Origin of the sequence: Psychrobacter sp. MF31 (genome assembly GCF_012847335.1) — a bacterium.
Classification (GTDB): Bacteria; Pseudomonadota; Gammaproteobacteria; order Pseudomonadales; family Moraxellaceae; genus Psychrobacter.
The window spans coordinates 16,504-43,396 of sequence record NZ_JABBDX010000004.1; the positions used below are offsets into that span (position 1 = coordinate 16,504).

The 26,893-nt window shown below is 45.4% G+C and carries 23 protein-coding genes, 4 tRNA genes and 1 pseudogene; 13 read left to right on the forward strand and 15 right to left on the reverse strand.

Features of this window, described 5'->3' with window-relative positions:
• Positions 1 to 28: 28 nt before the first annotated feature.
• Positions 29 to 472, reverse strand: a complete 444-nt coding sequence (locus HF322_RS06345) for a hypothetical protein (RefSeq protein ID WP_169392579.1) — start codon at positions 470 to 472, stop codon at positions 29 to 31.
• Between the two features lie 154 nt (positions 473 to 626).
• Positions 627 to 1,253 (reverse strand): annotated as a pseudogene (locus HF322_RS11785) (HAD family hydrolase).
• Positions 1,254 to 1,337: 84 nt separating this feature from the next.
• On the opposite strand from HF322_RS11785, the gene HF322_RS06360 reads away from it, so the two are divergent.
• Both HF322_RS06360 and HF322_RS06365 read left to right on the forward strand, forming a co-directional pair.
• Positions 1,338 to 1,808 carry a hypothetical protein gene (locus HF322_RS06360; protein ID WP_169392581.1) on the forward strand — a complete coding sequence of 157 codons (471 nt, stop codon included), beginning with the start codon at positions 1,338 to 1,340 and terminating at the stop codon, positions 1,806 to 1,808.
• A gap of 105 nt (positions 1,809 to 1,913) precedes the next feature.
• Positions 1,914 to 2,537, forward strand: coding sequence for a hypothetical protein (locus tag HF322_RS06365; protein ID WP_169392582.1), 624 nt, complete (start codon positions 1,914 to 1,916; stop codon positions 2,535 to 2,537).
• A gap of 64 nt (positions 2,538 to 2,601) precedes the next feature.
• Here the strand turns inward: HF322_RS06365 and HF322_RS06370 are convergent, their stop codons facing one another.
• Positions 2,602 to 4,755: an NADPH-dependent 2,4-dienoyl-CoA reductase gene (locus HF322_RS06370; protein WP_169392583.1), complete on the reverse strand. Its 2,154-nt coding sequence runs from the start codon at positions 4,753 to 4,755 to the stop codon at positions 2,602 to 2,604.
• Positions 4,756 to 5,041: 286 nt separating this feature from the next.
• Between HF322_RS06370 and HF322_RS06375 the strand changes: the two genes are divergently transcribed.
• Positions 5,042 to 6,694 (forward strand): AMP-binding protein, encoded by a 1,653-nt coding sequence (locus HF322_RS06375; RefSeq protein WP_169392584.1) that lies wholly within the window; start codon positions 5,042 to 5,044, stop codon positions 6,692 to 6,694.
• A 21-nt stretch (positions 6,695 to 6,715) separates the two neighbouring features.
• On the opposite strand, the gene HF322_RS06380 is transcribed toward HF322_RS06375, so the two are convergent.
• The 4 genes from HF322_RS06380 to hemA form a co-directional block, all read right to left on the reverse strand.
• Entirely contained in the window at positions 6,716 to 7,183 is a 468-nt protein-coding gene (locus tag HF322_RS06380) for a YeeE/YedE family protein (RefSeq protein WP_169392585.1), read from the reverse strand.
• 46 nt (positions 7,184 to 7,229) lie between these two features.
• Positions 7,230 to 7,658, reverse strand: coding sequence for a YeeE/YedE family protein (locus HF322_RS06385; protein WP_169392586.1), 429 nt, complete (start codon positions 7,656 to 7,658; stop codon positions 7,230 to 7,232).
• Between the two features lie 132 nt (positions 7,659 to 7,790).
• Complete coding sequence (locus HF322_RS06390; RefSeq protein WP_169392587.1) at positions 7,791 to 8,942, reverse strand: aminotransferase class V-fold PLP-dependent enzyme; 1,152 nt, start codon at positions 8,940 to 8,942, stop codon at positions 7,791 to 7,793.
• A 394-nt stretch (positions 8,943 to 9,336) separates the two neighbouring features.
• On the reverse strand, positions 9,337 to 10,632 hold the full coding sequence (gene hemA / locus HF322_RS06395; RefSeq protein ID WP_169392588.1) for a glutamyl-tRNA reductase: 1,296 nt from the start codon (positions 10,630 to 10,632) through the stop codon (positions 9,337 to 9,339).
• Positions 10,633 to 11,188: 556 nt separating this feature from the next.
• Here hemA and HF322_RS06400 point away from each other — a divergent pair.
• The 9 genes from HF322_RS06400 (at position 11,189) to panD (ending at position 18,499) form a co-directional block, all read left to right on the forward strand.
• Positions 11,189 to 12,982 carry a tetratricopeptide repeat protein gene (locus HF322_RS06400; protein WP_223193205.1) on the forward strand — a complete coding sequence of 598 codons (1,794 nt, stop codon included), beginning with the start codon at positions 11,189 to 11,191 and terminating at the stop codon, positions 12,980 to 12,982.
• Positions 12,983 to 13,269: 287 nt separating this feature from the next.
• Positions 13,270 to 13,869 carry a lipoprotein insertase outer membrane protein LolB gene (gene lolB, locus HF322_RS06405; RefSeq protein ID WP_169392590.1) on the forward strand — a complete coding sequence of 200 codons (600 nt, stop codon included), beginning with the start codon at positions 13,270 to 13,272 and terminating at the stop codon, positions 13,867 to 13,869.
• Positions 13,870 to 13,902: 33 nt separating this feature from the next.
• Positions 13,903 to 14,895: a 4-(cytidine 5'-diphospho)-2-C-methyl-D-erythritol kinase gene (ispE, locus tag HF322_RS06410; protein ID WP_169392591.1), complete on the forward strand. Its 993-nt coding sequence runs from the start codon at positions 13,903 to 13,905 to the stop codon at positions 14,893 to 14,895.
• 173 nt (positions 14,896 to 15,068) lie between these two features.
• Positions 15,069 to 15,144 (forward strand) — tRNA-Gln (locus tag HF322_RS06415).
• A gap of 107 nt (positions 15,145 to 15,251) precedes the next feature.
• A tRNA-Gln gene (locus HF322_RS06420) sits at positions 15,252 to 15,327 on the forward strand.
• Between the two features lie 83 nt (positions 15,328 to 15,410).
• Complete coding sequence (locus HF322_RS06425; protein ID WP_169392592.1) at positions 15,411 to 16,355, forward strand: ribose-phosphate pyrophosphokinase; 945 nt, start codon at positions 15,411 to 15,413, stop codon at positions 16,353 to 16,355.
• A 195-nt stretch (positions 16,356 to 16,550) separates the two neighbouring features.
• Entirely contained in the window at positions 16,551 to 17,228 is a 678-nt protein-coding gene (locus tag HF322_RS06430) for a 50S ribosomal protein L25/general stress protein Ctc (protein WP_169392593.1), read from the forward strand.
• Positions 17,229 to 17,335: 107 nt separating this feature from the next.
• A complete protein-coding gene (gene pth / locus HF322_RS06435) occupies positions 17,336 to 17,917 on the forward strand; it encodes an aminoacyl-tRNA hydrolase (protein ID WP_169392594.1) in 582 nt (193 codons plus the stop codon).
• 201 nt (positions 17,918 to 18,118) lie between these two features.
• Entirely contained in the window at positions 18,119 to 18,499 is a 381-nt protein-coding gene (gene panD, locus HF322_RS06440; protein ID WP_169392595.1) for an aspartate 1-decarboxylase, read from the forward strand.
• Between the two features lie 89 nt (positions 18,500 to 18,588).
• On the opposite strand, the gene HF322_RS06445 is transcribed toward panD, so the two are convergent.
• From HF322_RS06445 to HF322_RS06455, 3 genes are all read right to left on the reverse strand, one after another.
• Positions 18,589 to 19,209 carry an RDD family protein gene (locus HF322_RS06445; protein WP_169392596.1) on the reverse strand — a complete coding sequence of 207 codons (621 nt, stop codon included), beginning with the start codon at positions 19,207 to 19,209 and terminating at the stop codon, positions 18,589 to 18,591.
• Between the two features lie 196 nt (positions 19,210 to 19,405).
• Positions 19,406 to 19,482, reverse strand: a tRNA-Arg gene (locus HF322_RS06450).
• A gap of 159 nt (positions 19,483 to 19,641) precedes the next feature.
• Positions 19,642 to 19,733: transfer RNA gene (locus tag HF322_RS06455), tRNA-Ser, on the reverse strand.
• 252 nt (positions 19,734 to 19,985) lie between these two features.
• Between HF322_RS06455 and HF322_RS06460 the strand changes: the two genes are divergently transcribed.
• Positions 19,986 to 20,783, forward strand: a complete 798-nt coding sequence (locus tag HF322_RS06460; RefSeq protein WP_169392597.1) for a hydroxymethylpyrimidine/phosphomethylpyrimidine kinase — start codon at positions 19,986 to 19,988, stop codon at positions 20,781 to 20,783.
• A 79-nt stretch (positions 20,784 to 20,862) separates the two neighbouring features.
• On the opposite strand, the gene HF322_RS06465 is transcribed toward HF322_RS06460, so the two are convergent.
• The 5 genes from HF322_RS06465 to ppx all read right to left on the reverse strand — a co-directional run bounded on the left by HF322_RS06465 (position 20,863) and on the right by ppx (position 26,642).
• The gene (locus tag HF322_RS06465; RefSeq protein WP_169392598.1) at positions 20,863 to 21,432 is read right to left on the reverse strand and encodes a YggT family protein; all 570 of its coding nucleotides are present in this window, start codon (positions 21,430 to 21,432) and stop codon (positions 20,863 to 20,865) included.
• A gap of 123 nt (positions 21,433 to 21,555) precedes the next feature.
• The gene (gene proC, locus HF322_RS06470) at positions 21,556 to 22,413 is read right to left on the reverse strand and encodes a pyrroline-5-carboxylate reductase (protein WP_169392599.1); all 858 of its coding nucleotides are present in this window, start codon (positions 22,411 to 22,413) and stop codon (positions 21,556 to 21,558) included.
• Between the two features lie 96 nt (positions 22,414 to 22,509).
• Positions 22,510 to 24,009, reverse strand: coding sequence for a tRNA lysidine(34) synthetase TilS (gene tilS / locus HF322_RS06475; protein ID WP_169392600.1), 1,500 nt, complete (start codon positions 24,007 to 24,009; stop codon positions 22,510 to 22,512).
• A 125-nt stretch (positions 24,010 to 24,134) separates the two neighbouring features.
• A complete protein-coding gene (locus tag HF322_RS06480; RefSeq protein WP_169392601.1) occupies positions 24,135 to 24,938 on the reverse strand; it encodes an acetyl-CoA carboxylase carboxyltransferase subunit alpha in 804 nt (267 codons plus the stop codon).
• A gap of 189 nt (positions 24,939 to 25,127) precedes the next feature.
• Positions 25,128 to 26,642: an exopolyphosphatase gene (gene ppx / locus HF322_RS06485; RefSeq protein WP_169392799.1), complete on the reverse strand. Its 1,515-nt coding sequence runs from the start codon at positions 26,640 to 26,642 to the stop codon at positions 25,128 to 25,130.
• Between the last annotated feature and the right edge of the window lie 251 nt (positions 26,643 to 26,893).

Genomic DNA, 26,893 nt, shown 5'->3' on the forward strand with positions numbered 1-26,893 from the left:
TTATATACTTAAAAAGTAGGTCGTGTTGTCACCACAAACGGATAAGGTTTTCACCGTGAGGGCTTCCATCGATAATGAACCCACGTGAGAAATCAATATCCCAACCGTCCATATCATCCTTATCTCTAATTCTATAACCCCAACCATTTTTACTATTTAAATTAAACATATCCATACTATCTACGTATGCATAACGGCTTATATCACCATCTGGCCATTTAATATTTATAGCCGTTAAAGTTTCGTTAGGTCCATAGAATTTTTTAAGTTCGGGATGAGTATTTGATTTGATAAAACTATGCGAAACTAAGCATTTTTTACTGGCTTTCTTACCTTTGTAAGCACAGTTGAAGTAAGCTATATCTCTACTACCAGAACTTATAAAATCTTTGATTGTTGAGCTAGCTTGGACTTGCATTACAACTGAACATAGTGCTAAACCTAAGAATTTAGTACAAAGACGATTTTTCATCATTTTCCTAATAGTCAAATTTATTAAGCTTCAAGGATGTATTATAAAACAAAATTCTACTATAGAAAAATTGACCAAGCTACATATAGTTTAATTCAGACAAGTATTATCTAGCAAGCATAGGTTAACCATAGCGTAACCCACCCCATATACCTTAAGCCGCTATCTTTTGCCATTGAAAATATTTTTCATCCGCGATTGCCAGCAGTTCATTGTCTTCCACCGTGTCGCCATAAGCGTAAATGGTTTGGTAATCTTCAAGGTTGACCAGTGCCTGAACGCGGCGCGCTTTTTCGCTTCCTGAGCAGTCGCCGCCGTCATATTTTCCGGTTAACGTATCACCTTTTGTAGCAAGTTCACTACAAATCAGCTCAACCCCCAACCGCTCACACCACGGCTTTAAATAACTGTCCAGTGATGCTGACACCACAATGACCCTATCGCCTGAATTAAGATGCCAACGTATACGCGCTAATGCTTAGGTTCTAATCACGGTGGTTAAAAACTCCGCCGCATGAGCTTTTCCAAGCTTATCAAGATGGGATTTTGAAACGCCTTTTAACCCAAAAAAGACCACCTGCTGGCGGATTGCTGACCCTGACAACACGCCTGCACGGTACGCTAAAATAGACGGCAGCAATAATAAGTAGCCCAATCGCAGTTTGGCACGAGGAACGACCTTTTTTATAAAAGGCGTAAAGGTGTCGCAAGTGCTAATCGTGCCATCAAAATCAAATAATGCAAGGTTCAAGGTTTTTCTCCGGATAAGGTAATATATCAATATAGAATCAAATTTTTGTTTGGAAATATATTGCTATTAATATAAAATAGTATCCTTAGTAATCTTGAGTTTATAGAGTATTTTATGAAAGTATTCAATCTTGCTTTGGCGACTTCTATTTTTTTATTTGCCGCCTGCGCAAACGCGGCTGCCCCAAAATTTAATCATAGCGGCATACAAAAAGGCGCTTACACAGAATCATGTTACCGCGAACCTTGTAGCGGTGCAAAAGTAATGCAGTTTAACGTAATAAAAAAGACACCAACGTCAACCCTTATTAAGCTAAAACTGGTCGGTGCTTCACGCAACTATAACTCAAAGAAGATAGTTTGGAACCATGATTTTCATAACGTTTATATCAACTGCTCTTTGACCAGACCTACTACCCAAATAGAAGGGAATGATGATATTACTGTTTTACCTATTAATCCTACAGGCGTTGCAGGAGTTTATGTATCTAACACAGAACTTTATTTAGCAGCTTGTCATAACTATAATGGCGCAATCGATAAAGGTGCTCGAAAATTTGGCTACAATGTTCAAGAAAGTTGGTAATATCGATAGATAATCTTATTTTTAAGAACAAATTAACCTTTGGTATTAAAATAATTTCGCTAAAAGGCAAATATGAAGCTAAAAAAACAAGTATAGGTTAGGCTTTTGAATAAGGTGGGTTACGCTATCGCTAACCCATCCTACGTTTGCTATCCCAATCTCTTAACCGATTTTTCTCTCTATCTTAAAGAAAAGTATATTATGAAAAGTATAAAATTACTTGTTTCACTTCTTCTATTGAATGCTAGTTTAGCATCGGCTGCTTATGAGCCTCTTTTAGATGGTGCTGTTTACGATACACAATACGATAGGCTAACAGATTCAACTAATAAGTGGGTTATTATATCTTCTATGAATCATGAGGATGTAGGCTACGCATATAAAAAACAATATTTAATTTTAGGCTTATTCAATAGTTCAAATGGTAAATATTTAATAGATGGCATAAACATACTACCAACAAGTGAAAATAAGTATGTTTTTACATTAGATCCTTGCTTTGACTACTGTGAAATTACTTTTAGGTTTGGTGATAACAAACCAAAACGCTACAAATTTCGTTCTGACACAGATAATTCTTACTCCCTCCAAAGCTCGCAAGTACAAGATTTTGTTAAAGATATAAAAACATCTAAATCTGTTTATACTAGGGTACACAGTATACTTTCAGGTTCAGTAGATTATGAATTTGATTTAAGTGATATTGATTTTAATAAGTTAAGGTTTTAGATTGAGTAAGCGTAGAGTGGGTTAGCGATAGCGTAACCCATCCTACAACTACCTTTCAAAGCCCCTAAATCCCCGCCGCGACCTCCGCCCCATCCCTGATCGCGCGTTTGGCATCAAGCTCCGCCGCAAGTTTTGCCCCGCCGATGAGATGATATTGAGCGCTTGGCGCGTCGCCGACATTAGGCATAAGGCTCGCAACCGACTCTTGACCGGCACAGACTACCACGCTATCGACGCGAAGCAGCTGGCTTTGACCTTGAGCGTTGGTGATCCAAAGCCCCTCATTGGTGATTTTTTCGTACTGAACGCCTGCTACCTGAATCACGCCGTGCGATTTGATGTGAGCGCGATGCACCCAGCCGGAGGTTTTGTTCAGACCACTGCCAAGCCGACCTTTGCTGCGCTGAATGAGGTAAACTTGCCGCGCAGGAGTGATGGCATCCGGCGTGACAAGACCGCCTGCGCTTTGATAGTCAGGATCGCAGGTTACGCCCCACTCCTTACGCCAACTGGCAACCGATTGCGCTTGGGGGCGATAGCTTGGGTCGTTGAGCTGTTTTGCGCCGATTTCGTTTAAGGGCTTGGCGTGACGCGTGGTCAAATATTCGCTGACATCAAAGCCAATTCCGCCTGCGCCGATGACCGCGACGGTATTACCAACCGCTTTTTGACCGGATAAAAGCTCGGCATAGCTTATCACTTGCGGCAACTCTGCGCCCTCAAGCGACCCTTTTAAACTTCTTGGCACAACGCCAGTAGCGACAATCACATGGTCAAAGCCGCCATTTTCTAACATGGCTTTATCAACTTTTGTATTGAAATGAATATCGACGTTTAAGCTTGCTAATTCATTGATAAAGTAGCGAATCGTTTCAAAAAACTCTTCTTTTCCGGGGATGACTTTGGCGTAGTTAAACTGACCACCCAAGCTGTCGCGAGCTTCAAATAAAGTCACGTTGTGACCGCGAAGCGCTGCCACGTGAGCCGCTGACATTCCAGCCACGCCACCGCCAACGACCGCGACTTTTTTAGGGCGTTTGGTGGGTTTATAAACCAGTTCGGTTTCATAGCAGGCTTGCGGATTGACCAAGCACGTTGAGCGCTTATGCTCAAAGGTATGGTCAAGGCAAGCTTGATTGCAAGCGATGCAGGTGTTAATTCGGTTCGCCTCGCCTGTTTGCGCTTTATTGACCCAGTTGGGATCTGCTAAAAACGGTCTTGCCATTTGGATTAAATCGGCTTGATGATTTGCCAAAATTTGCTCGGCGGTATCCGGCATATTGATTCGGTTGGCAGCCATCACCGGAATATTGACCGCGTTTTTCACCGCCGCGGTAAAGTCGGTAAACGCCGCTCGCGGAACGCTGGTGACAATGGTCGGAACGCGAGCTTCATGCCAGCCGATGCCGGTATTTAAAATGGTGACCCCTGCCGCTTCCAACGCTTTGGCGGTCGTGATGACCTCCGCCATGGTGTTGCCATCACCCACCAAGTCGATCATCGATAAGCGAAATAAAATAATAAAATCGCTTCCGACCGCCGCACGAACGGCTTTAACCACCTCAACGGCAAATTTCATGCGACCAAAAATGTCGCCGCCGAACTCGTCATCGCGTTTATTGACATGGCGCGATAAAAACTGATTAAGCAAATAGCCTTCCGACCCCATGATTTCAACGCCATCGTAGCCGGCTTGTTTGGCAAGTTTTGCCGCGCGAGCGTAATCGTCAATGGTTTGCTCGATGTTTTTGATGCTCATTTTGCGTGGTTTAAACGGCGATATTGGCGATTTAATCGCGCTTGCCGACACCACAAACGGATGATAGCCGTAGCGACCACTGTGCAAAATTTGCATAATGATTTTGCTATCAAACTTATGCACCGCTCGGGTGAGGCGCTGATGGTTGATGACGTCAAGCTTAGAGTTCATCGTTCCGCCTGCCGGTAGCAACCAACCTTCGCGATTGGGTGAGATGCCGCCGGTGATCATCATCGCCACGCCGCCCTTTGCGCGCTCGGCAAAGTAAGCGGCAAGCTTACCATAATTGTAAAATCTGTCCTCAAGACCGGTGTGCATCGACCCCATGACCACGCGATTTTTTAAGGTAGTAAATCCCAAATCAAGCGGCGTGAACAAATGCGGATAAGGCGATACGTCTGGCGATCCTTGAAAAAATAGCTTAGACTCGTTAATCGTTTGGCTAGTGCTGGCTGTCATTATCTTATCCTTATCCATCAAGCGGTTAATTATTATAGGCGATAGCTATATATATGATAGCTATCGTAGCATACCAACTTTTGCGCAAGCCATGAGGCTTTGCGACTGATGAGTGGTCGCAATTTTTAATAAGATAACACTTCAATTAATTTTTACTGAATTTTTTAAAATGAGAATTTACTTATTAATTTAAGCGCATTTTTACGGAACTCTTATAATAATTTTGACAACTTTCGGGCATGATTGAGCGATAAGGACAATTTTAATCATGATAAAGGACGATCAAATGACCGATTTTCATACCGGACTTGGCAAGACGCCGGCTAATTTTCAACCGCTCACCCCGATTGATTTTTTAATCCGCAGCGCTCAGGTTTACCCTGATAAGACCGCCATTATTTACGATGATTTGACCCACAATAAGTTAACCCAATCTTGGCAAGACACCTTTACCCGCTGTCGGCAATTAAGCGATGGACTTCGAAAGCTTGGCATCGATAAAAACGACACGGTTGCGGTGATGATGCCAAACGTTCCGGCGATGGTCGAGAGCGCGTTTGGCATTCCGATGTCAGGCGGCGTGCTTTGTACGCTGAACACGCGACTTGATATCAACGCGCTGTGTTTTTGCTTGCAGCATTCAGAAGCTAAAGTGCTGATTTTGGACAGTGAATTTGCCGAGTTAGCCGAAATTATTATCGAGACTTTTCCGGATTTAATCTTGATTCACGCCACCGACAGCGCGATTGAGGTGCCAAGTTTTGGCGTGATGAGCTATGAGGAATTGCTGGCAAGCTCAGATAATTTGGACAATTGGGAGCGCCCCGAGGACGAATGGGACGCCATTTCGCTTAATTACACTTCTGGTACGACGGGAACGCCAAAAGGTGTCGTTTATCACCATCGCGGCGCGGCGCTCAATGCGGTGTCCAACATTTTAGATTGGGACATACCCAAGCACGCAAGCTACCTTTGGACATTGCCACTGTTTCATTGTAACGGTTGGAGCTTTCCTTGGACGGTTGCCGAGCGCGCAGGCGTCAACGTTTGCCTTCGCAGTATCGATGCCGATTTGATTTTGACCTTGATTGCCAAGCATGGCGTGACTCATTATTGCGCGGCTCCCGTGGTTCACAATTTGATTGCCAACGGTAAAGATGCGCTCAAATCTGCCATCAGCCACACCGTCAAAGGTTGGGTTGCCGGAGCGCCGCCTTCAACAACGATGCTTGAAAAAATGGAAGCGATGGGCTTTGACATCACCCACGTTTATGGCTTGACCGAAGTTTACGGTCCCGTCACCATTTGCGCCGAACAAGACGATTGGGCAAATCTCGACATTGCTGAGCGCGCTCAAAAAAAATCACGCCAAGGGATGCCCTCGCATTTGATGACCGGATTTGACGTATTTAAACAAGGGACGAATGAACCCGTTGCCGCCGATGGCGCCGAGATTGGCGAGCTGGTGCTACAAGGCAATATGGTGATGAAAGGCTATTTAAAAAGTCGCAAAGCCACCGAAGACGCATTAAAAGGCGGCTGGTTTCGAACGGGCGATTTGGGCGTAAAATTCCCCGACGGCTACATCAAAATCAGCGACCGCTTAAAGGACATTATCATTTCAGGTGGCGAGAACATCTCAAGCATAGAGGTTGAAAATGTTTTATATAAACTGCCCGCCATTGAAAGCTGCGCCGTCGTTGCCGCTCCTGATGACAAATGGGGCGAGATTCCGATTGCCTTTATTGAGATTTATGACGGCAGCACCTTGACTCGTGACGAGGTTATCAGCCATTGCCGAGCGCATTTAGCCGGGTTTAAAGTGCCAAAACACATCATTTTTACCCAAATCCCGAAAACCAGTACCGGAAAAGTGCAAAAGTTTGAACTGCGCCAAGCAGCAAAATCATTGGCTCATGAAACGCCAAAAGTTAAATGAAAAGGAATTTGAAATAAAAGCTTAGCTAAGTTTAGGTTTAATAATCTGCTGATAAGCGATAATACCAACTACCATCGCCACTACAAAGACCAGCGCTTGCCATTGTCCTGTACCAAGAAGCACGAGAGCAGGCGCAGGACAAATTCCGGCGATTCCCCAACCGATACCAAATAATGCTGCGCCAAAGATCAGCGGTTTATCAATCACCGTTTTGTTGGGCAAAACGATCGGCTCGCCAATTAGGTTTTTTGGATTATGCTTAGCAATATAAACGCCGACGACGGACACCATCAGCGCCCCGCCCATCACAAGCGCAAGCGAGATATCCCAAGCGCCAAACACGTTTAAAAATCCCAAGACTTTTTCCGGATTGACCATTTGCGAGAGGATTAAGCCAACGCCAAAAAGCAATCCTGAAATCAGCCCAATGCTATTTTTTAGAAAATTGCTTTTTGAAATATTATTTTTTAACAAACCATTTTTTGACATAAAGTTGCCCTCGTTATTATTTTGCCAGCTATTATTTTAACAAGGATTAAATCAGCCTAAAAACTTGCTGGAAAAGGGTTACCGTAATGATTCCAGTCGCCATAAAAGTGATGACGGCTATAAGCGAACGCTTAGAAAATCGTGCCAAACCGCAAATACCATGACCGCTGGTGCAGCCTGAGCCAAGCTGCGTTCCCACCCCAACCAAAAGCCCTGCAATAATCAATAGCGGAACAGATGAGGTCACTTCAATAGTAGGCAATGGCGCAATGAGTTGATAAATCAGCGGCGAGACAATCAGCCCAAGTAAAAACAGCACTTGCCAAGCTTCAACATTTTTAATGCGAACCACGCTTGCAGTGATGCCGCTGACTCCAGCAATACGACCAATGCCAAGCAGCAACATACTTGCCGCGGCGCCAATGACCAAACCGCCGACAAGCGATATTGGCGTGAACGATTGCCAATCAATCATTTTCTCATGTCCTCTATTTTAATTAATTAAATTATAATATATTAATTTATATAATAAAAGCCTAAAAAAATACCAAGCCCAAAGTTTTGAGCTTGGTATGCTAATGTAGCGTTTTAGCTAAGCACTATCGGTTTAAGCAGAAGCGGCATCTTTAGCAAGCACTTGATCAAGCGCTTTTTCAAAGCGAGCAACCGCGCCATCAACGTCAGTCAATTTATCAAGACCGAAAAGTCCTAGACGGAAAGTTTTAAAGCTGGCAGGCTCATCACACTTAAGTGGCACGCCAGCGGCGATTTGCAATCCAAGCTCAGCAAAGGCAGTGCCTTTGTGCATGTCGTCACGATCAGTGTAGCTCACCACAACGCCTGGGGCTTTAAAGCCTTCAGCAGCAACGCTTTCGATACCACGGCTTTCAAGAACGGCGCGAACTTTATTACCAAGCTCCCACTGAGCATCACAAAGCTTGTCAAGACCGATCTCTTTTGACTCATCGATGGTGTCGCGGAACTGACGTAAGCTGTCCGTTGGCATGGTGGTATGGTACGCATGACCGCCATTTTCATAAGCGCGCATGACGTTGAGCCACTGTTTTAAGTCAAAGCTAAAGCAGTTAGATTCGGTGCTGTCCACTTTGGCAACGGCTTTTTCGCTGAGCATCACAAGTCCTGCACCAGGCGTGCTGCTCCAGCCTTTTTGTGGGGCGCTGATCAACACGTCAATGCCCAATTTTTTCATGTCAAGCCAGATGCAGCCTGACGCGATGCAGTCGATGACCAAAAGACCGCCAACGCTATGAACGGCGTCTGCAAGCTGTTTGATATAGTCTTCAGGCAAAATGATGCCGGCTGAGGTTTCAACATGCGGAGCAAATACGATCGCAGGCTTGGCTTCTTTGATTTTAGCAACGGCTTTTTCGATCGCAACGGGTGCAAATGGCTCAGGGCGGTCTTCGTCGTCTTCGCGATCAGCTGCCAAAACGATTGACGATTTAGCAAATTTGCCTTGCTCTAAGATTTGCGTCCAGCGGTAGCTAAACCAGCCGTTACGGATGATCAGGCAATCTTCGTTTTGTGCCAATTGACGGGCAACCGCTTCCATGCCATAAGTTCCTGATCCTGGAAGGATAGCCACGGCGTCAGCGTTATAAACGGCTTTTAGATCGCGAGATAAGTCGTTCATAACTTTTTGAAACACTTTGGACATGTGGTTTAACGCACGGTCGGTATAAACCACTGAATACTCTAGTAAGCCTTCTGGGTCAATGTCTTGACGTAATGCAGGCATGAGACACTCCTTGTTTGTTGTTTGAGTTAATTACAAAAAAAGATATAACCGAAATTTTGGCTATATGGGATGGTCAAAAGTCAATTTATTCCTAAAAAAGCGCAAAGCGTTGCCGCGAATGGATAAATTGCAATTAAAATAGAGGTTAACGATATGGCGCTTTTATCCTGCGCTATTGTCGTTATAAAAGGTATGACGCTATGATGATCAGCAGGCTTTGTAAGTTCTTGGTCAAGAAGTCAAGCTTGGGCAAGCGATTCGATTGATGCTGCTTAGGCGCTCAGCGGATATTAAGGAGCGCTCGGGCTACTGATGTGTATCATGAGGCTTAATACTACCACCGATTATTAGGCTTGACAATGGTTTGTTGACCTCAAAATGGCATATTGTTGGCTTATTTGGGCTTTCGATAAGCGTCTTGTAGCCCTGACACCACAAAATCAAGCAATTCACTGTCACCTTCACGAGCCGCTTTTCGCATGAGCTTTGATGGCGCATGCCCAAGCGTTTGGGTTAAGCGCCGCGACAGCTCAGTGATGACGTCCTCTGCGCTTGCCTCTTCTGATTCAAGCTTTGATAAGGCGTCTGAAAGCAGCACAGCCACTTGGTTTTGCGTTCGTGAGCGATACGCTTGGATATCTCGCCCCACTTGGCGAACTTGAAATCGCCGCTCCATTTCAACGACCAGCTGGCTCACTAATAGCTCAGCATCAACGGCAGCTTGTCGCCGCTGTTCTAAATTACCCGCGATCACATGCTGCAAGTCATCAACGGAATATAAATAAATGTCATCCATTCGCCCGATATCGGGATCGATATCGCGCGGCACTGCCAAATCGATCATGAGCATGGGCTGATAGCGGCGACGTTTTAGCGCAGCAACTGTCATGGTTTTATTGACTAACATATTCATACTGCCGCTACAGCTGCTGACAATATCGGCTTGACTAAGAATAGTATCAAGCTCGGTGAGCGGATAAACCTCAACAACGCGATTGGGCGATCGAAGCTCGCTTGCTAAAGCATGGGCGCGCTCGGGGCTGCGGTTACAGATGATCACTCGACCAACCCCAAGCCCTGCAATGTGGGTCGCCACCAAGCGGTTCATCTCGCCTGCCGCCACCACCAACAGCGTTCGCTTGGCAATGTCATCAAAAATTTGGGTGACCAATTTGGCAGCAGCAAAGCCAAGCGATACCGCCTGAGCGCCCACTTGGGTTTCGCTGCGGACGCGCTTTGCCGCCGCAAAAACTTGATCAACGACCCAAGACAGCTGACTGCTAAGCGACTGCTGTGACTGCGCCAATTGCACCGATTGCTTAATTTGACCTAAAATTTGCGGCTCACCCAAAATCATGGAATCAAGCCCTGATGCCACTCGCAGCCAGTGGGTCAGGGCGTGCGAGTTTTGATGGACATAAAGGTACGGCGCAATCTCACTGAGCGCAATATTTTTAAAATCAGCAAGCCAAATTTTAATGGCATCAATACCACCTGATGGCAACGCGTCATTTTGTGGGAGCAGCGCATAAATCTCGGTTCGGTTGCAGGTTGACACAATCACACAGCCATCGCTTAATACTTTAAGCTGCCTTAACGCTGCCGTCAGATCATCACCCACAAACGCCAAGCGCTCACGCAAAGCGACTGGTGCGGTTTTGTGATTAACCCCGATGACCACTAATCTCATGATTGACAAACCATAGCGACAACACCAAGTCCAAACTTGGCTCAAAAAGCAGTATTAAGCTTGATTGCGATAGATGTGACAGCAAGCTCAAGCAACTGCGGCGTTTTAGATTGAATATCGAACCATCCTTGCAGAATTTTTACCAAGACTCCCTTGGATGGCTAATTATCAAGCCCGATATTATAGCATTGTTCGCCTGATTGGTTAATACTGCAATCAAGTAAGTCAAGTTAAGTGGTTCAGTACAAAGCTTTTTTGGTAACACTTATTTTTGAGCCGCGCCCAATTGACAAATAAAAATCCCTAAAGCCAATCGTCAAAACAATCTCTACAAAACAGCGCGCGATGTAACATGAGTACCCTTGTTTCAGCAAATCTTTGCCTTTTATAATAGGGCGAAACTATTTCGTTGTTAATTTTAATTTGTTTTAAGCTGACTGTTTAACGCTTCAAATCTATTGATAAGTGATGACCTCGCCTTATGATCTTTTTTGATCTGTCTCCCCTCTTATTTTGCCAAGCTTCCAAATCAAAGCGGTCATCTTTATGTCAGGCTTTGTTTGCTTATATTTGGCGAGGGCAGCAGCTGATCTTACTTGCCGCAGTTTGTAGCGCTCAAGCGATTGCAGCCGCGCCGATCACAGCGGTGACGCCGCAAAATGACAATGTGGTTAGTTCTGATTTGTCAAGCAGTACCTCAAAAGGCAGTACAAAAAATTTAAATTCAGCGCCTTTAGCCTCAAGCCTTCCTTTAACTATGGAAAGCCCAAGCCTTTATGCGCTTCTTGATGCCGAATTTGCCGCGGATCGGGGCGATATGCCGCGAGCGCTGAGCATTTACAAACATGAAGCCTTTAAAAAAGACGCCACTGCCGTTTTTGAGCGCGCCCTTGGCTTATCCATTGCTGCTGAAAGTCCAAACCGATCGCTCAGCTTTGCCAAGCGCTGGCAATCTGATAATCCTGACCACGTTCCAGCTTGGTTTTATGTTGCTCATTTGGCGCTTAAAGCTCATGATTACCGTTTGGCAGGATCAACCTTAAACCGAATTTTACGCTACGATCCGCGCGCCGACTTAAGCGAGATTTTAATTGGCATTTATCCCAATGACATTAATGACCAACGCGAGTTGCTTGCCGCTTTAGCGCCCATTGACAGCACCCAAAATGCATCGCTTTCGGTATTAAAAGCGGGGCTTTTATATCAATTTAATGAGCCTCAAGAGGCGTTGGTTCATATCAACCGCGCTTTATCACAAGAGCCGGATTATGTGCCGTTTATCACCTTAAAAGCTGACATTTTACGTAAAATTGAGTCAGAAGACGCCGTTGCCAAATTCATTAGCCAAGCAAGGCTGCGAATTCCGGGGAGTAAGAGTTTATATTTATACGAAATTCGCTATTTGCTTGATTTAAAGCGCAATTTAGAGGCACAAAATCTGCTGCTTGAGGCGCAAAACCGTTTTGATAACGATCCTGAAATCACGCTTCTTGCTGCGCTGGTCAGCCTTGATATTGAAGATTATAAATCGGCGGACAAACTGCTGAATATCTTGGCAAAAAGCCCAAAATATTTAAACCAAGCTTATTATTATTTAGGCATTAGCGCCGAGCGGCAGCAGCGATTTGAGCAAGCCAAATATTATTTAAATGGCGTGATGCAAGAGGACTTGGTGCTTGCTGCTCGTGAAAAAGTGGTGGCGCTTGAGCTGATTGATGACAATGTGGAGGGCGCGCTTGCCGTTTTAACCAAACTTCGCAGTCAATTTGAAGTGTTTGCCCCCGATGCTTACGTGATGCAAGCAGATATTTTATGGCAACGCGGCGAGGATGATGAGGCTCGCCGGATTTTGACCAAAGCGGCTCGCAAATATCCGGACAGCGAAATGATTTTATTTGCGCGCGCCCAATTGCTTGATGATGTTAAAGATTATGTGGTCAAGCGCACTTTGCTCAATCATTTGCAAGCACTTGACCCTAATAACTTGGCGTATCAGCTAAGTTTTGCTCAATTATTATTAACTCATGAAAAAAATTCGGTTCAGGGGCTAGCTATTGCCAATCGCGTCATTCAAATTCGCTTTGATGATCCAAGCTATGACAATGAGTTGCACTTGCAAGCGCTCAATGTGTTGGCGGCAAATGCCCTTGCCAACCAGCAATTTGACCAAGTGATTGAATATTTGCAAACGCCTTATGATGTCCTACCAACCTTACAATCAGGCGTTCTGCTATTGCGCGCTTATCAAGGGCTTAATGACGATGATAAAGTTGCCGCCCTTCTTGCCGATTTGCAAAAGCGCTTCTCGTTTGGTCAGCAAAACGTTACCGACCGCGTTCAGCTTTATTAGGGCTTGTCCTCATTTTAAAAATAGCGATAAAAATGAGATAAATTGCCGCCAAACAAGAAAAATAGCGCCGATAATATCGGGATATTAGCAAGCTATTTGACGCGGTTTGGCAAAATTTAGCCATTTTTAGCCTATTTAGACAGCCGTTGTTTGAATTGAGGACACGCCCTAGTGCCTAATTAAACTTTTATAACGAGAGTTTCTGATCCCTGAAACAATTTTTTGTTAGGCTGAACTTTTATTTTATTTAATTATTTGCGCCATTAAAACCACGATTAAGGAGCATCATGACCGCATTTTTTATTAAAAAACCAATGATTTTGGCAGCCATTAGCCTTCCTATGATCATTATGAGCGGTTGCCAGTCACTGCCAACCAGCAATCCAAGCAGCACAACCCCCATTTCTCAACCACAAAAGCTTGCAAGTTTTAATATTAATGGCAAAATTGGGGTGACCAACCCGCAAGCGGTCGATGGCAACCAAGGCGGCAGTGCGTTTTATGCTTGGGGTCAAGAAAATGAGCGCTTTGCGATTGAATTGATTGGCGCGCTTGGTATCGGCAAAACCAATATCAGCTACGATGGTCAAAGCGCAACATTGGTCAGCGAAAAAACTGGAACGCTTACTGCCAAAACGCCAGAGGAGCTGCTGCAAAAAGCAACCGGTTGGCAAGCACCAATTTCGCAGATGCCCTATTGGATTTCAGGTCGTGCGGCGCCCTCGGACAAAAGTCCTAAATTTGACAACCAAAACCGCTTAATCAGCTCGCAAAATGGCTTGTGGTCAGCAAGTTTTGGCTATAAAGGCAATGACAAACTGCCCAATAAAATCAGCGCCGCTCAGCCAAACGGTCAAAAGGTCGTGATGACGATCAATCATCAATAAATTTACAGGCTAAGACTTAAGGAGATTTCGCTTATGACCGACGTCAACGTTGATTATTTTGGCGCTCACACCGCCATCACGCGCTTATCTCCTGCCAAAATTAATTTGTTTTTGCACATCACAGCAAAACGCCAAGACGGCTATCATGAGCTGCAAACGGTATTTCGACTGCTTGATTGGGGCGATTATTTGCATTTTTTGCCGTCAGGAAATGTGGCAACGGCTCCGATGATTAACACTGATGCTTCAGCTATGACAAGCGATAAACAAGCTGAGATACTTTGCCAAAAACTCATAAAACTAAATGGCGCTGCCGAAATCACCCAAAACTTGGCGGACAATCTCATTGTCAAAGCTGCCAGCGCCCTGCTTCGTTACGCTATCGATCAGGACGGTTTACCCGCCGTCTTAAGTAAAATTACCCTAACAGTTGATAAACATATCCCAATGGGCGCAGGGCTTGGCGGCGGCTCCTCTAATGCTGCAACCACGCTCACTACGCTCAATCGCTTATGGCAGCTTGATTTAAGCTTAACGATCCTTTGTCAAATTGGGGCAAAACTTGGCGCAGATGTTCCCATTTTTATTTTTAATCAAGACGCGATTGGCGGCGGTATTGGTGATGAGCTAACGCCCATTTTGCTTAGCGATCAGCATTATTTATTGCTGACCCCAAACGATCATATCAGCACCAAAGCGGTGTTTGCCAATCCTAAGCTTTGCCGAACGATGCCTAAGCTTACGATCAAGGCGATCAATGACAGTGCCGCAGAGTTTAGTCAAATCTTAAAGCCACCTTTTAGCAATGTCTTTACGCCCATTGTTCTTGATATGTCCGCCGCTGTAGCAGAAGCGCTGGATTATTTGCAGGGGTTACTGCCAACGTCCGTCAGCAGCGCTCGAATGAGCGGAACTGGAAGTGCCGTATTTTTGCCACTTCCTGATGAGGTTGCCTTTGATGAAGACCTTATTCAATCATGGATTGACAGCGCGCCGTGCCCTGCCATTTTAGTTCATAATTTATAAGAAAAAAGAACGTTATAAAAGCTTAGTTTACGAAGCTAAAAAATAAGTTTTTCAAAATAGGTAGGATTTGCGGTCAGAGTTTGCTAGAATAGCGCCTGACTTGTTTTAATGAATAAAAAATACGCAGAACACTTGCAAATTAAAATTTTTTATTTATAATAGGTCGCCCATATAGGGGTATAGCCAAGTTGGTAAGGCATCAGGTTTTGATCCTGACATCCGTTGGTTCGAGTCCAGCTACCCCTGCCATATTTTAATTAAGATCGTAGCTGTTACGATCTTAATTTATATTGAATGAGCTTGGTGTTTATTTACAAATAATCGCAAGCTTTTTTGATATAGCGTCAAAACTTTTTAGGGGTATAGCCAAGTTGGTAAGGCATCAGGTTTTGATCCTGACATCCGTTGGTTCGAGTCCAGCTACCCCTGCCATTTTCCAATCCTAACTTTTCTACTTTGAGCAGTTTGTTACTGCTTAGCGGTCGCTGCTTGAGTCAACCAATAGGACATCAGTCATGCCTTATTTGGCGATTTTCACGGGAACTGCCCACCCGGAATTAGCAAAAACCGTAGCCAACCACCTTCATATCCCGCTTGGCAAAGCTGATGTCAACCGTTTTTCTGACGGCGAAATTGCCGTTGAAATCAAAGAAAACGTCCGCGGGAAAGACGTCTTTATTTTGCAGCCAACCTGCGCCCCTACCAACAATAACATCATGGAAATCATGATGATGGCAGATGCCTTGCGCCGTTCAAGCGCAGGACGAATCACAGCTGTGATGCCATATTTTGGTTATGCCCGTCAAGATCGCAGACCACGCTCCGCCCGCGTTCCTATTTCTGCTAAAGTGATTGCCGATATGCTCAACATCGTGAGCATTGATCGCGTGATGACTGTTGATTTGCACTCAGATCAGATCCAAGGCTTTTTTGATATTCCAGTTGACAACATTTATGGCACGCCGGTGTTATTAAATGACTTAGTTAAGCAGCATTATGATAATTTAATGGTTGTCTCTCCTGACGTTGGCGGTGTGGTTCGTGCGCGCGCCATGGCAAAACAGCTTGGCGATGCAGATTTGGCGATCATTGATAAGCGCCGCGCCCGTGCTAACGAGTCGCAAGTGATGCACATCATCGGTGATGTTCGTGATCGCGATTGCGTGATTGTTGATGATATCGTGGATACCGCAGGAACGCTTTGTAAAGCTGCCCAAGCGCTTAAAGACAACGGTGCTCGCCGCGTTTTAGGCTATATTACCCACCCTGTCTTATCTGGAAATGCTTTAAAAAATATCAGCGACTCTGCCCTTGATGAGATCGTGGTAACTGACACCATTCCGCTATCAGAAGCAGCAAAAGCTTGTGGTAAGATTCGTCAAGTGAGCATTGCGCCTACCTTGGCTGAAAGCTTGCGCCGGATCAATAACGAAGAATCCATCAGCGCCATGTTTGAATAGCGATTAAGCCATCCGTTGATTATGAATCATAAAGGCGCTCGCTAAAGCCTTTATTATTATAAGAAAACCTCGTATAATGCGCCTCCACGCCTTAATTTGCCGCAACTGCAAATTGAGGCAAATTAAGTAAAAAGCGATAGCTTGGTCGCAAAGTTATGTTTTTTACTTCTCTTATTTTTTTATAGGATAATTTCCATGAGCAACAATCCATTTGCCCTAAGCGCAGTTGACCGTTCTGCTGATCAGCAAGGTAAAGGTGCGAGCCGCCGCCTTCGTAAGCAAAACCTTGTTCCTGCCATCATTTATGGCGGCAACGAAGAGCCAACTGCCATCTCGCTTAAAGTTAACGAATTGGTAAAATCTATCGAATCTGAAGCGTTTTTCTCACAGATTTTGACCATCACCGTTGATGGCACTGAGCACCAAGCCGTGATCAAAGCCTTACAGCGTCATCCATCAAAAGGCTTCCCAATGCATGCTGATTTCCAGCGCATTGTTAAAGGTCAAAAAATCACCTTGAACGTTCCTGTTCATTACGAAGGCGCTGAAGACGCTCCAGGCACTAAAGCGGCTGGCGTATTGTCAACGCTTGTGACTGATATTGAAATCTCTTGCTTGCCATCAAAGCTTCCTGAAGCGTTGACTGTTGACGTATCAGGACTTGAAATCGGTGATGTGATCCGCTTGTCAGACGTGAACTTGCCTGAAGGTGTGGTGATCAATGAGCTTGAAAACGAAGAAGGTCATGACCGCACTATCGTTACTATGCTCGCGCCTGTAGTTGAAGAAGCTGAAGAAACTGCTGATAGCGTAGATGCAAGCGACGTTCCTGCAACTGAGCAGTCAGATACGGACGCTAGCGACAGCGAATAAGCAGCTTCGTTTAGTCCTTTAGTGTTATTGACAGCAGAAGATGCCCTCTTCTGCTGTTTTTGTACGCGCCGCCTTTGGTGCCAATTTTGCTGATTAAAAGAGGGGTTATGTCGATAAAGCTTATCGTGGGTCTTGGCAATCCGGGCGCTGAATATTTACTGACCCGCCACAATGCCGGGTTTTGGTTTGTTCAGCATTTGGCGCAGCAGTTTAATATTGCCCTGTCCCCTGACAAAAAATTTCACGGTGTCACCGGTCGCGGTCAAATTTTAGGTCATGATGTGCGATTATTACTGCCGCTCACCTTTATGAATAAATCGGGTCAATCGGTCGTACCGATGGTGAAATATTACGGCATTGATAACGATGAGCTGTTAATCGCCCATGATGAGCTTGATTTAAGCCCCGGCGTCATTAAGCTCAAAACTGGCGGCGGTCATGGCGGTCATAATGGTCTTCGCGACATCACCCCGCATATCGGCAACGACTTTCACCGCTTGCGAATTGGCATCGGTCACCCCGGTCACAAATCCAAAGTCAGCGGTCATGTGCTCTCAAAAGCCTCAAACGATGATCAAGCGATGATTGATAGCGCTTTGAGTGCAGCATTTGATGCGCTGCCTTTATTACTTGCCGGCGATATTGAACGGGCGCGGTCACAAATAAATGGGTTTAAATTACCCAATTAACGCGGTATCATATTGATTTTAAAACGCTTGCCAACGGATTAAGCGCTTTTTATTACCTTTTTTAATTTTCCTAACTTTCTGTTATTTTTAGGCAACGGATATTTTGCTTAAAAATGGGTCAGGTGATGCGGCATTGCTCTTTTATTTTTGCCAGCCTCCCCCATTAACGCTCCTAATCTCGATCCAAAGGAAAAGCCTTTCATGCTACTTAATATGCTTAAATGCAAATTGCACCGCGCCCGTGTCACCCACGCTGAGCTTCACTATGAAGGCTCTTGCGGGATTGATAGCGACCTGCTTGATTTGGCAGGGCTGCGCGAAAATGAATCCATTGATATTTATAACGTCACCAACGGCAAGCGCTTTCGCACCTATGCTATCCGCGCAGAGGCAGGATCAGGCATCATTTCTTTAAACGGCGCGGCAGCTCACATGGCAGATATCGGCGATATCGTCATTATTTGCGCTTATGCGTATTTGGATGAAGCTGAAGCGGACGAGTATTTGCCAAAGCTCGTTTATTGCAACGAAGACAATACGGTCAAAGACACCGCCAATATCATTCCGGTTCAAGTGGCATAATGGCTTGATCAAACAAAAAAGCTGACATTCAACGTCAGCTTTTTTTGTGTCATTAATTATTTGACTAAATTTACTGTTGAATAAGTTAACTAAGGCTGTTTTTTGCGATTTTTAAAGCCCTCTAAAATGCCAACATGAGCAACTTTGGGCATTTTTAGGGTGATAGTGTTTGAAATCAAATCCTGAACGGCAAGACCGCGCCGATTAAACAAACAAAACACGTAGTTAAATATCAGCCCCAAAAAGGCACTGGTCAATAAAATTTGCCGCGATCCGCCAATCAAATAGCCCAAAACTGCGCAAATTGCAGGAACCAAACACGCCGCCAAAATACGCTTGACCGATTGTCCCCAAGTAAGCAATTTGCCGTCTTGGTTGACCGTTTTGAGCCGCCAAGTTTGCATCCCAAGCGTTTGACCACCACGGCGCCAAAATAGCCCGTAAAAGCCAATGAGCGTTAATATAAAGGCAGGAGTCATAATAAAGTTTTGATACCATGACGGCAAAGATTGCGCCTCATTGGCGCTTGTTCCCGACTGCATGGTCAAAAGCGTTCCGATCACCGTCAAAATCGTCCCCACCAAAAACAACAGCGCTAAAATCAGCATACCATCATAAATAATAGCAATCACCCGCGCTAAGGGCTTAGCGATAGCAGGCTCATCGATGATCGGATTGGCTTGGTTAGGCTTTCGGACAGATTTTGGCATGACTTTGAACCATCATAAAAGATGGCATATTGTACCGCAAAATAGCCGTTCTGCGGCGCAGATTGTTTGGCAAGATTATTCCATGATCATAATAAAATCATTATAAGAAAAATCACTGCTACAAAACTAAAAGGCACAAAAAAACCGCCAAATTGTCATGTGACAGGCGATTTATTGTGATCTAACTTAAGCAAAATGGTGCGCCTGGAGAGATTCGAACTCCCGACCCCTTAGTTCGTAGCCAAGTGCTCTATCCAGCTGAGCTACAGGCGCATTTTGCAAAACTTTACTACGTAATCAAAAGCTTTTGTAGTAAATTAGGTTGGCTATTATATAGATAATTTTGAGATTGTCAATACTTTTTTTAAAAATTTTTAAGTTTTTTATTTGGCATCAACTTAAAAACAATATTAACTCAATCAAACCAACAAATGGCGGTGAAGGAGGGATTCGAACCCTCGATACGCGTAATTACGTATGGTTCCTTAGCAGGGAACTGGTTTCAGCCACTCACCCACTTCACCGAAACGATTTAAGACAGTTTTCACCAAAGTATCGATGCTAATGATACGTCTTATGCCGTGGGCGAGTATTATAGCAAAGCTGACCTCGTTTGCAAGCCCTAAGATAAGCTTTTAATAAAATTAGCATCAATGTGCTTGATTTTATTCAAAAAGAATATTTAGCACTTCAGCGATCGACTGGCTATTTTTGGCAATCAACGCTATAGTAGCAAGCAAATTAAAGAACAAAAAATGATTGAGAAAGGAGACCTCATGCGACCCGTGGTATTGTGTTTTTCAGGGCTTGACCCGTCAGGCGGCGCAGGGCTGCAAGCAGATATTGAAGCGATTGGTCAAGCCGGCGCTCACGCCGCCATTGCTTGTACGGCAATTACGGTTCAAAGCTCGCAGCAAGTGCTGGGATTTGAGCCTTGTAGCGCCGATTTGGTTGAGCAGCAAGCCGTTGCCGTGTTGGAGGATTTGCCCGTTGCGGCAATAAAATCGGGAATGCTTGGTACGACGGACAATATTGCAAAGCTTGCTCGTCTTTTTAAAAGCGGTCAAATTGATAAGTCGCTGCCGTTTGTGCTCGACCCTGTGTTGGTTGCCAATAGCGGCGGCAGTTTGGGCGATGAAAAAACCCTTGTTACGGCATTTCAAGAGCTGCTGCCCTTTGCTACCCTGATTACACCCAACACGCATGAACTGCGGGCATTAAGTGGCGAGCAAGATTTGCACGTGGCGGCAAAAAAACTTTGCGATCAAGGCGTTCACGCGGTATTGGTCAAAACCTCACATGACTTTGACAGCGGCGATATTGAGCAGTTTTTATATGTGGGTGGTGAAATGGTACTTAAAAGCGCGATAGAGCGGCTTCAAGGCGAATTTCACGGCTCTGGATGCTCGCTTGCCAGCTTTATTGCCGCGCGCTTAGCGATGGGCGATGATTTGATAACCGCAGTCAGCGCGGCGGATGATTGGATTATCAAAACGCTAAAAGCGGCTGACCGACCGCATCCTGATAATGATGAGGCTCAGTTGATTCCCAACCGATTTGTTCGTTTGGATTAGCATTTAGAATAACTGCCATAAAAAAAGACGCTTAAATTTCGCGTCTTTTTTTATCGGTTTGTTTTAATGAAAATTTATGTTAACCCAGCATAGGCAGTAAATTTGCCGCAATGCCAGTGACAAAAATTTCAATCAAATACAGCGCGAAAAACGCAATCATCGGTGATAAATCAATCATACCAAGGTTTGGGGTAATCCGGCGAAATGGCGCTAAAATCGGCTCAGCTAGGCGAATAATAATCCCGATAATCGGATGGCTTGATTGGGTAAAGACGATAATCCAGCTGACGATAATTGAGCCGATAACCAAATAGCGGCACATGCGTAAAAAGTCCAAAATCAGACTGAGCGAGCCTTGAAAAAACAGCGGAATCGGTGCGATGCCTTTATGAGTCAGCGCGGCTTTTCCTGAAATGTCAATCAAGCGAATCAAAAACATCAGTACAATCGCAGCAATGCTGATGCGACCATGACCAACGGTCGGAAAAATGCGCCCAAACACATCGACCACTTGCGTTGCTTGATAAGCAGGGCGGATCATCGGGTCGCGCGCGTCCATCCCCGCAAATTGCAGCATAAAGCGGATAAACACCAGCAGCATGGCAAAGGTGGTGACCAAATCAAAAATCTGTAATAACATATCGTTCATGGCTGGCTACTCAAGGTTTTAAAATAACTTTTTTACAATCAACCGCTTATTATCAAGCTACAACAAAAAATAGCAAGGTTAAAGCTTCACCTTAAAGGTTATTTATCTCTTTTTATTGGTTTATTAGCCGTTTTCGCGGCTTAAGGCTTGACTGCGAGCGCTGCAAGCTTTCATGGCTTCGATGATATGCTCGCCAACGTGGCGCGATTGCATCGTTTCAATCGCCGCTTGGGTCGTACCATTTGGCGAGGTGACGCGGCGGCGAAGCTCCTTTGGCGACTCATCACTTTGAGACGCCATCGTTGCTGCGCCAAGAACCGTTTGCATGGCAAGTGCGGTCGCCTCGTCATGGCTGAGCCCCAATTGCTCGCCGCCTGAAATCATGGCTTCAATGACGTAAAACACATAAGCCGGCGCTGATCCTGAAACCGCCGTGACCGCGTGCATTTTGACCTCACTATCTACCCAAAGCGTGAATCCCGAGGCGGCAACTACGGCTTCAGCAAGCGCCTTTTGCTCAGCGCTTACGCTATCGGCAGCAAATAAGGCTGAGGCGCCCATTTGGATAGCAGACGGCGTATTTGGCATGACCCGAATGATGTTTTGGTAGCCGCCAAGCATATTTGATAACGATGCCACCGAAATCCCTGCGGCTACTGAGATAACCAACTGATCCGTTAGCGCCTCGGCAAAGTCTTTGACCACACCTGCCATTTTTTGTGGCTTGACCGCTAATACGACCACATCCGCGCCAGTTACCGCGTCTTTTGGGTTAGTGTTAGCATCGAACGTTTTTAGTCCTTTTTTCGCAAAATAAGCGCGCGTTTGCTCACTGGGTGCCGAAACGGTCATTTGGCTTGGCGCAATTTGACATGCCAGCAGCCCAAAAATCAGTGCCTGAGCCATATTTCCGCCGCCGATAAAGCTGATGGTTTTATCAGCTAAGGTGCTTTTGATGGCTTGAGGGTCGATGGCGGTCATAAGGATTCCTTTAAATTAACGACAGCGCAAACTAAAAAATCCGTAGCTGCGCGTAAAATGCTATTAAGTTTAGCACACTGACCTACGTCTGGCTGACTAATTATCCGCTTGGTACTGAGAAAAGCGCACCGAAAGCATCGTGCTAAAGGCTATTTTTTCCGCTTTTTCAAGCTCATAAAGCGACCAACGTTGATAAAGCGAGCAAAGCATCACAGGGATAAGTACCTGATTCACGTCAATTAAACTGACCACAATAAGCGTGTTTCGTAGCCAAACCGGAATACCAAGCGCTTGAAACAGCTTTTTACCCGATTTTGGGGTGGCATTTGGCGCAAGGGTTAGTTTTTGATCACGGTCTAGCGCTCGAACATCCAAACCAAAGCCTTGATTTTGCAAATAATCCTGACCTTCTTTTGATAGTTCTAATTGCCAGTGATAATTGGCTATTTCAAAAAAGCTCATCATTTCTTGATTTGATGATTTAGGGTAAAAAAATTTTAGATCAATAGGCTGTTGAAGCTTGGCGAAAAAATTTTGATTTAGCCGAAATAAGTGGTTGCGATAACGAAAAATATAATAACTTTGCTCGCTTGCTTGCCATTCAATTTTGGATTCGTGGTTATTGTCCGTCCGTAACGCAAGCGCTAACACGTCATCGACCAAGCGCTTTGGCGGCGGCAACGGCTCATCAAGACCCAACCAAAAATGCAGCAATTGACCGCGCTGAGCGTTTGGCAATGATTGGATCGCGTTAATATCAAGCGCGCGTTGAATGGGTGCAAAATCAAGCGCTGGAAGTTGACAATGCTGATAGTTTTGCGCAATTTGCGACTCAAGACTGACTTTGGCATCACCAAGTAAGGTAGCGCTTTTGGCAATATTGGCGATGGCTTTGGGATTTAAAACGGCAAGCTCTGGCAAAATCTTTTGGCGCAAATGACTTCGAGCGTTATCCCCTAATAAATTGGTCGGGTCATCGATATAAGGCAGCTTTAAGGCTTTAGCAAAATGGCTGATCGTGTCACGGCGAACGGCAAGCCAAGGTCGAAAAAGATGATAGCAGTCGCCGCGATTATTCACCTTACCCCACGGCTGCATCGCTGACAGCCCTGCTACTCCTGCACCATTGATCAATCGCAATAGCAGCGTTTCTGCTTGGTCGTCGCTATGATGGGCAAGCATAATTACGTCATCTTGGCAAATTGCCGTACTCATTGCCGAATACCGCGCCTGCCTTGCCGCTTGCTCATCATTGCCATTAACGGTAACGCTTAATATTTGGCAAGATAAGTTTTGAGCCGCCGCCCAATCTTGAACGTGAGTTGCCCAAGCATCGCTTGCCGATTGCAAGTGATGATTTACGTGCAATAAATGCGGTAAAAACGGCAATCGACCTTGGTGGTACAACTGAGCGCAAATCGCCGCTAATACTAAGGAGTCACGACCGCCGCTGCAAGCCAGCCAGACTTTTTTTCCTTTTAATTGATCAAAATGTTGCTCAACGCTCTGCAAAAGGGCGGCGGCAAGCATGTCATCACTGCCTTGATTAATAACAGAACGAATTGGATAAGGGCAAATGCTGTCACTAGCGCTCAAAATAGCTCCTGATAAAGCTTTTTATGGTGAATAAGTTGAACTACACTCTCATTATACGTTTTAAGCGGCATAAAAAAACGCGCCGCAGTGGCACGTTTTTTAGCATCTCAAGATTTATTTACCCATTAGCAAGGCAGCATCACATCAGAGTCAAAGGCTTTAAGCTTTTCATAGCGTTTTTCACAGCGCGCGTCGGCGTCCATGTCTTCAAGAGCGTCTAATTGCTCAAGTAGCAATGCCTTTAACGAGTTCATCACTGGCTGCGGATGAACGTGAGCGCCCTCGCCTTCATTGATGACCGCGTCAATCAGTCCCATTTGGTATAAATTAATGGCATTTAGTTTGAGCGCTTCACTGGCATCTTGCGCTTTTTCGGCAGTTTTCCAAAGGATTGACGCGCAGCCTTCAGGAGAGATCACCGAATAAATGCTGTTCTCTAGCATGTTGACCTTGTCACCAACGCCAATGGCAAGCGCGCCGCCTGAACCACCCTCACCGATGATGGTCACGATAATTGGCACGCGAAGGCTTGAAAATACCGCAATGCTTTCAGCAATCGCTTGCGCTTGACCGCGCTCTTCAGCACCAACGCCAGGGTACGCGCCTTGGGTATCGACAAAGGTCATGACCGGAATGTTAAAGCGCTCCGCCATTTTGGCAAGACGGATGATTTTGCGGTAGCCTTCAGGGTTTGCCATGCCAAAGTTGTGCTCAATGCGCTCACGGGTGCTGCGACCACGGTGCTGACCGACGACCATAACAGGTTTGCCATCAATGCGCGCAAGACCGCCTAAAATGGCTTTGTCATCGGCAAACGCGCGATCACCATGCAACTCGTCAAACTCAGTAAAAAGCTGATTCACATAGTCCATAAATAATGGACGCTTAGCATGGCGTGCCAGCTGAACGCTGTCCCAAACGGTGCTCATAGACCTATCCTTTTTGTCGCGCTATCAATTGATAAGAGGCGTTAATTAAAATTGCTCTTATTTTGCCTTATCGCAGTACAGTTGTAAACTCATTAACCGTTATCGTCGCACAACGAAACGTTACGCTTGCATCCCTTGAGCGTAATAATGGCTAGTGACTTGATCGCTAAGCCTTTTTCGACAAGCTATTTAAGCCGTAACAATGCTCAAGGTTATTCCCCATTTGGCAACTTGCTCAATTTGAGCGTTTAGATCGCCAAGTAAAGAAGAATAATGATCGCTTGCTGCCATCACTTTGATTTGCCATTGATTTGGATGGTTATTCAAAATGCTCAGCTGAATTTTAGGCGGCGTATGCTCACTGCGGCTATGCTGAATTAAAACGGCTAAGCGCAAAATTAAGCAAAGATAAACCAACGCTTCTCCGCCAACCAACATCACTTGCTCGCGCAAATCGGCTTTGAGCTTATGGCGGTGATTGAGCACCAACTGCGCCATGCGTTTTTGATCGACTTGCGAAAATCCCGGAATGTCGGAAAATTCAAGCAAATAAGCGCTGTGGCGATGGTAGCCGCTATGGGCGATCGCAAGCCCAATCTCATGTAAAAAGGCAGCGCGTCTTAATAAATCGCCGTCTTCATCGGTGAGGGTTAACGCATTTTTAACTTGATCAAATAATTGCTGAGCGGTTTTGACCACTTGTTTGGCTTGTTTTTTATCGACTGAATAGCGTTTGATAAGCGCCTGAACGCTCCTATCGCGGACATCTTCACTGGCAAAGCGACCCAGCATATCGTACATCACACCTTCACGAAGCGCGCCGTCTGAGAAGCTTAACGTGTCAACACCAAACGCTTTCATTGCCGCCATTAAAATGGCAACACCACCGGCAAAGACTGCTTTTCGGTGCTCTTTGACGCCTTCAAGCTCAATGTTGTCCACATGACCGATTTCAATGAGGCGCTTTTCAAGCTTTTTGATGCCGTCATAGGTGATTCGCTCTTGATCATCCGCCCAGCCTTCGCTGACCAGCACCTGCTGAACCGCTTTGATCGTGCCACTTGAGCCAACGACACTGCTCCAACCGGCTTTTTTATAGCGCTGATTGATCGCCAAAATCTTTTTTCGAGCTGCCGCCTTGGCACTGTTAAAAATCGACTTGGTCATCACCCCGTCCGCAAAAAAGCGCTGAGTAAACGCCACGCAGCCCATTTGCAAGCTTTCGGTGAGCATCGGCTCAAAACCTTGACCGATAATAAACTCGGTTGAGCCGCCGCCAATATCAATGACCAAACGCTTATCGCTACTGGCGTTGGTGTGGGAGACGCCCAAATAAATCAGCCGCGCTTCCTCACGACCTGCGATGATTTCAATCGGCTTTGGCAAAATGGCATTGGCTTGCTGAATAAAATCATTCGAGTTGGTGGCTTGTCGCAAAGCGTTGGTTGCCACGATGCGTATTCGGTTTGCCGGAATGGCATCAAGCCTTGCCACAAAACGACTTAAGCAATCAAGACCGCGCTTTTGCGCCACTTCACTGAGCACATTATTTTCATCAAGACCAGCCGCCAGTTGCACCTTTTCGGACATGGAGACAATTTTGCGAACCTCGCCATGATCAAGGCGCGCGATTGCTAAATGAAAGCTGTTTGAACCTAAATCGATTGCCGCCATCAGCTCATCTTCAGCAAGCGGCGGATTCATAAGGTAATGATTGAGCATAAGATGACCACACAAAAGAGTTATCAGCACTATACACCAGCTGTCACCGGTCGCCTAGCGCAAAAATGTCGCCATTAAAGCATTAATATTACCCCGATTCAATATAAAACCGTGCTGAAATTGTCGAGTTTTTTTATCAACGCTTTTAGCATCAAAAACGCTGGGGTCAGCCTTGATGGATTGCAGCGGTGCTAGCAATTTGTTAGCGTGAATAACTCGCCAAGATGATCCGC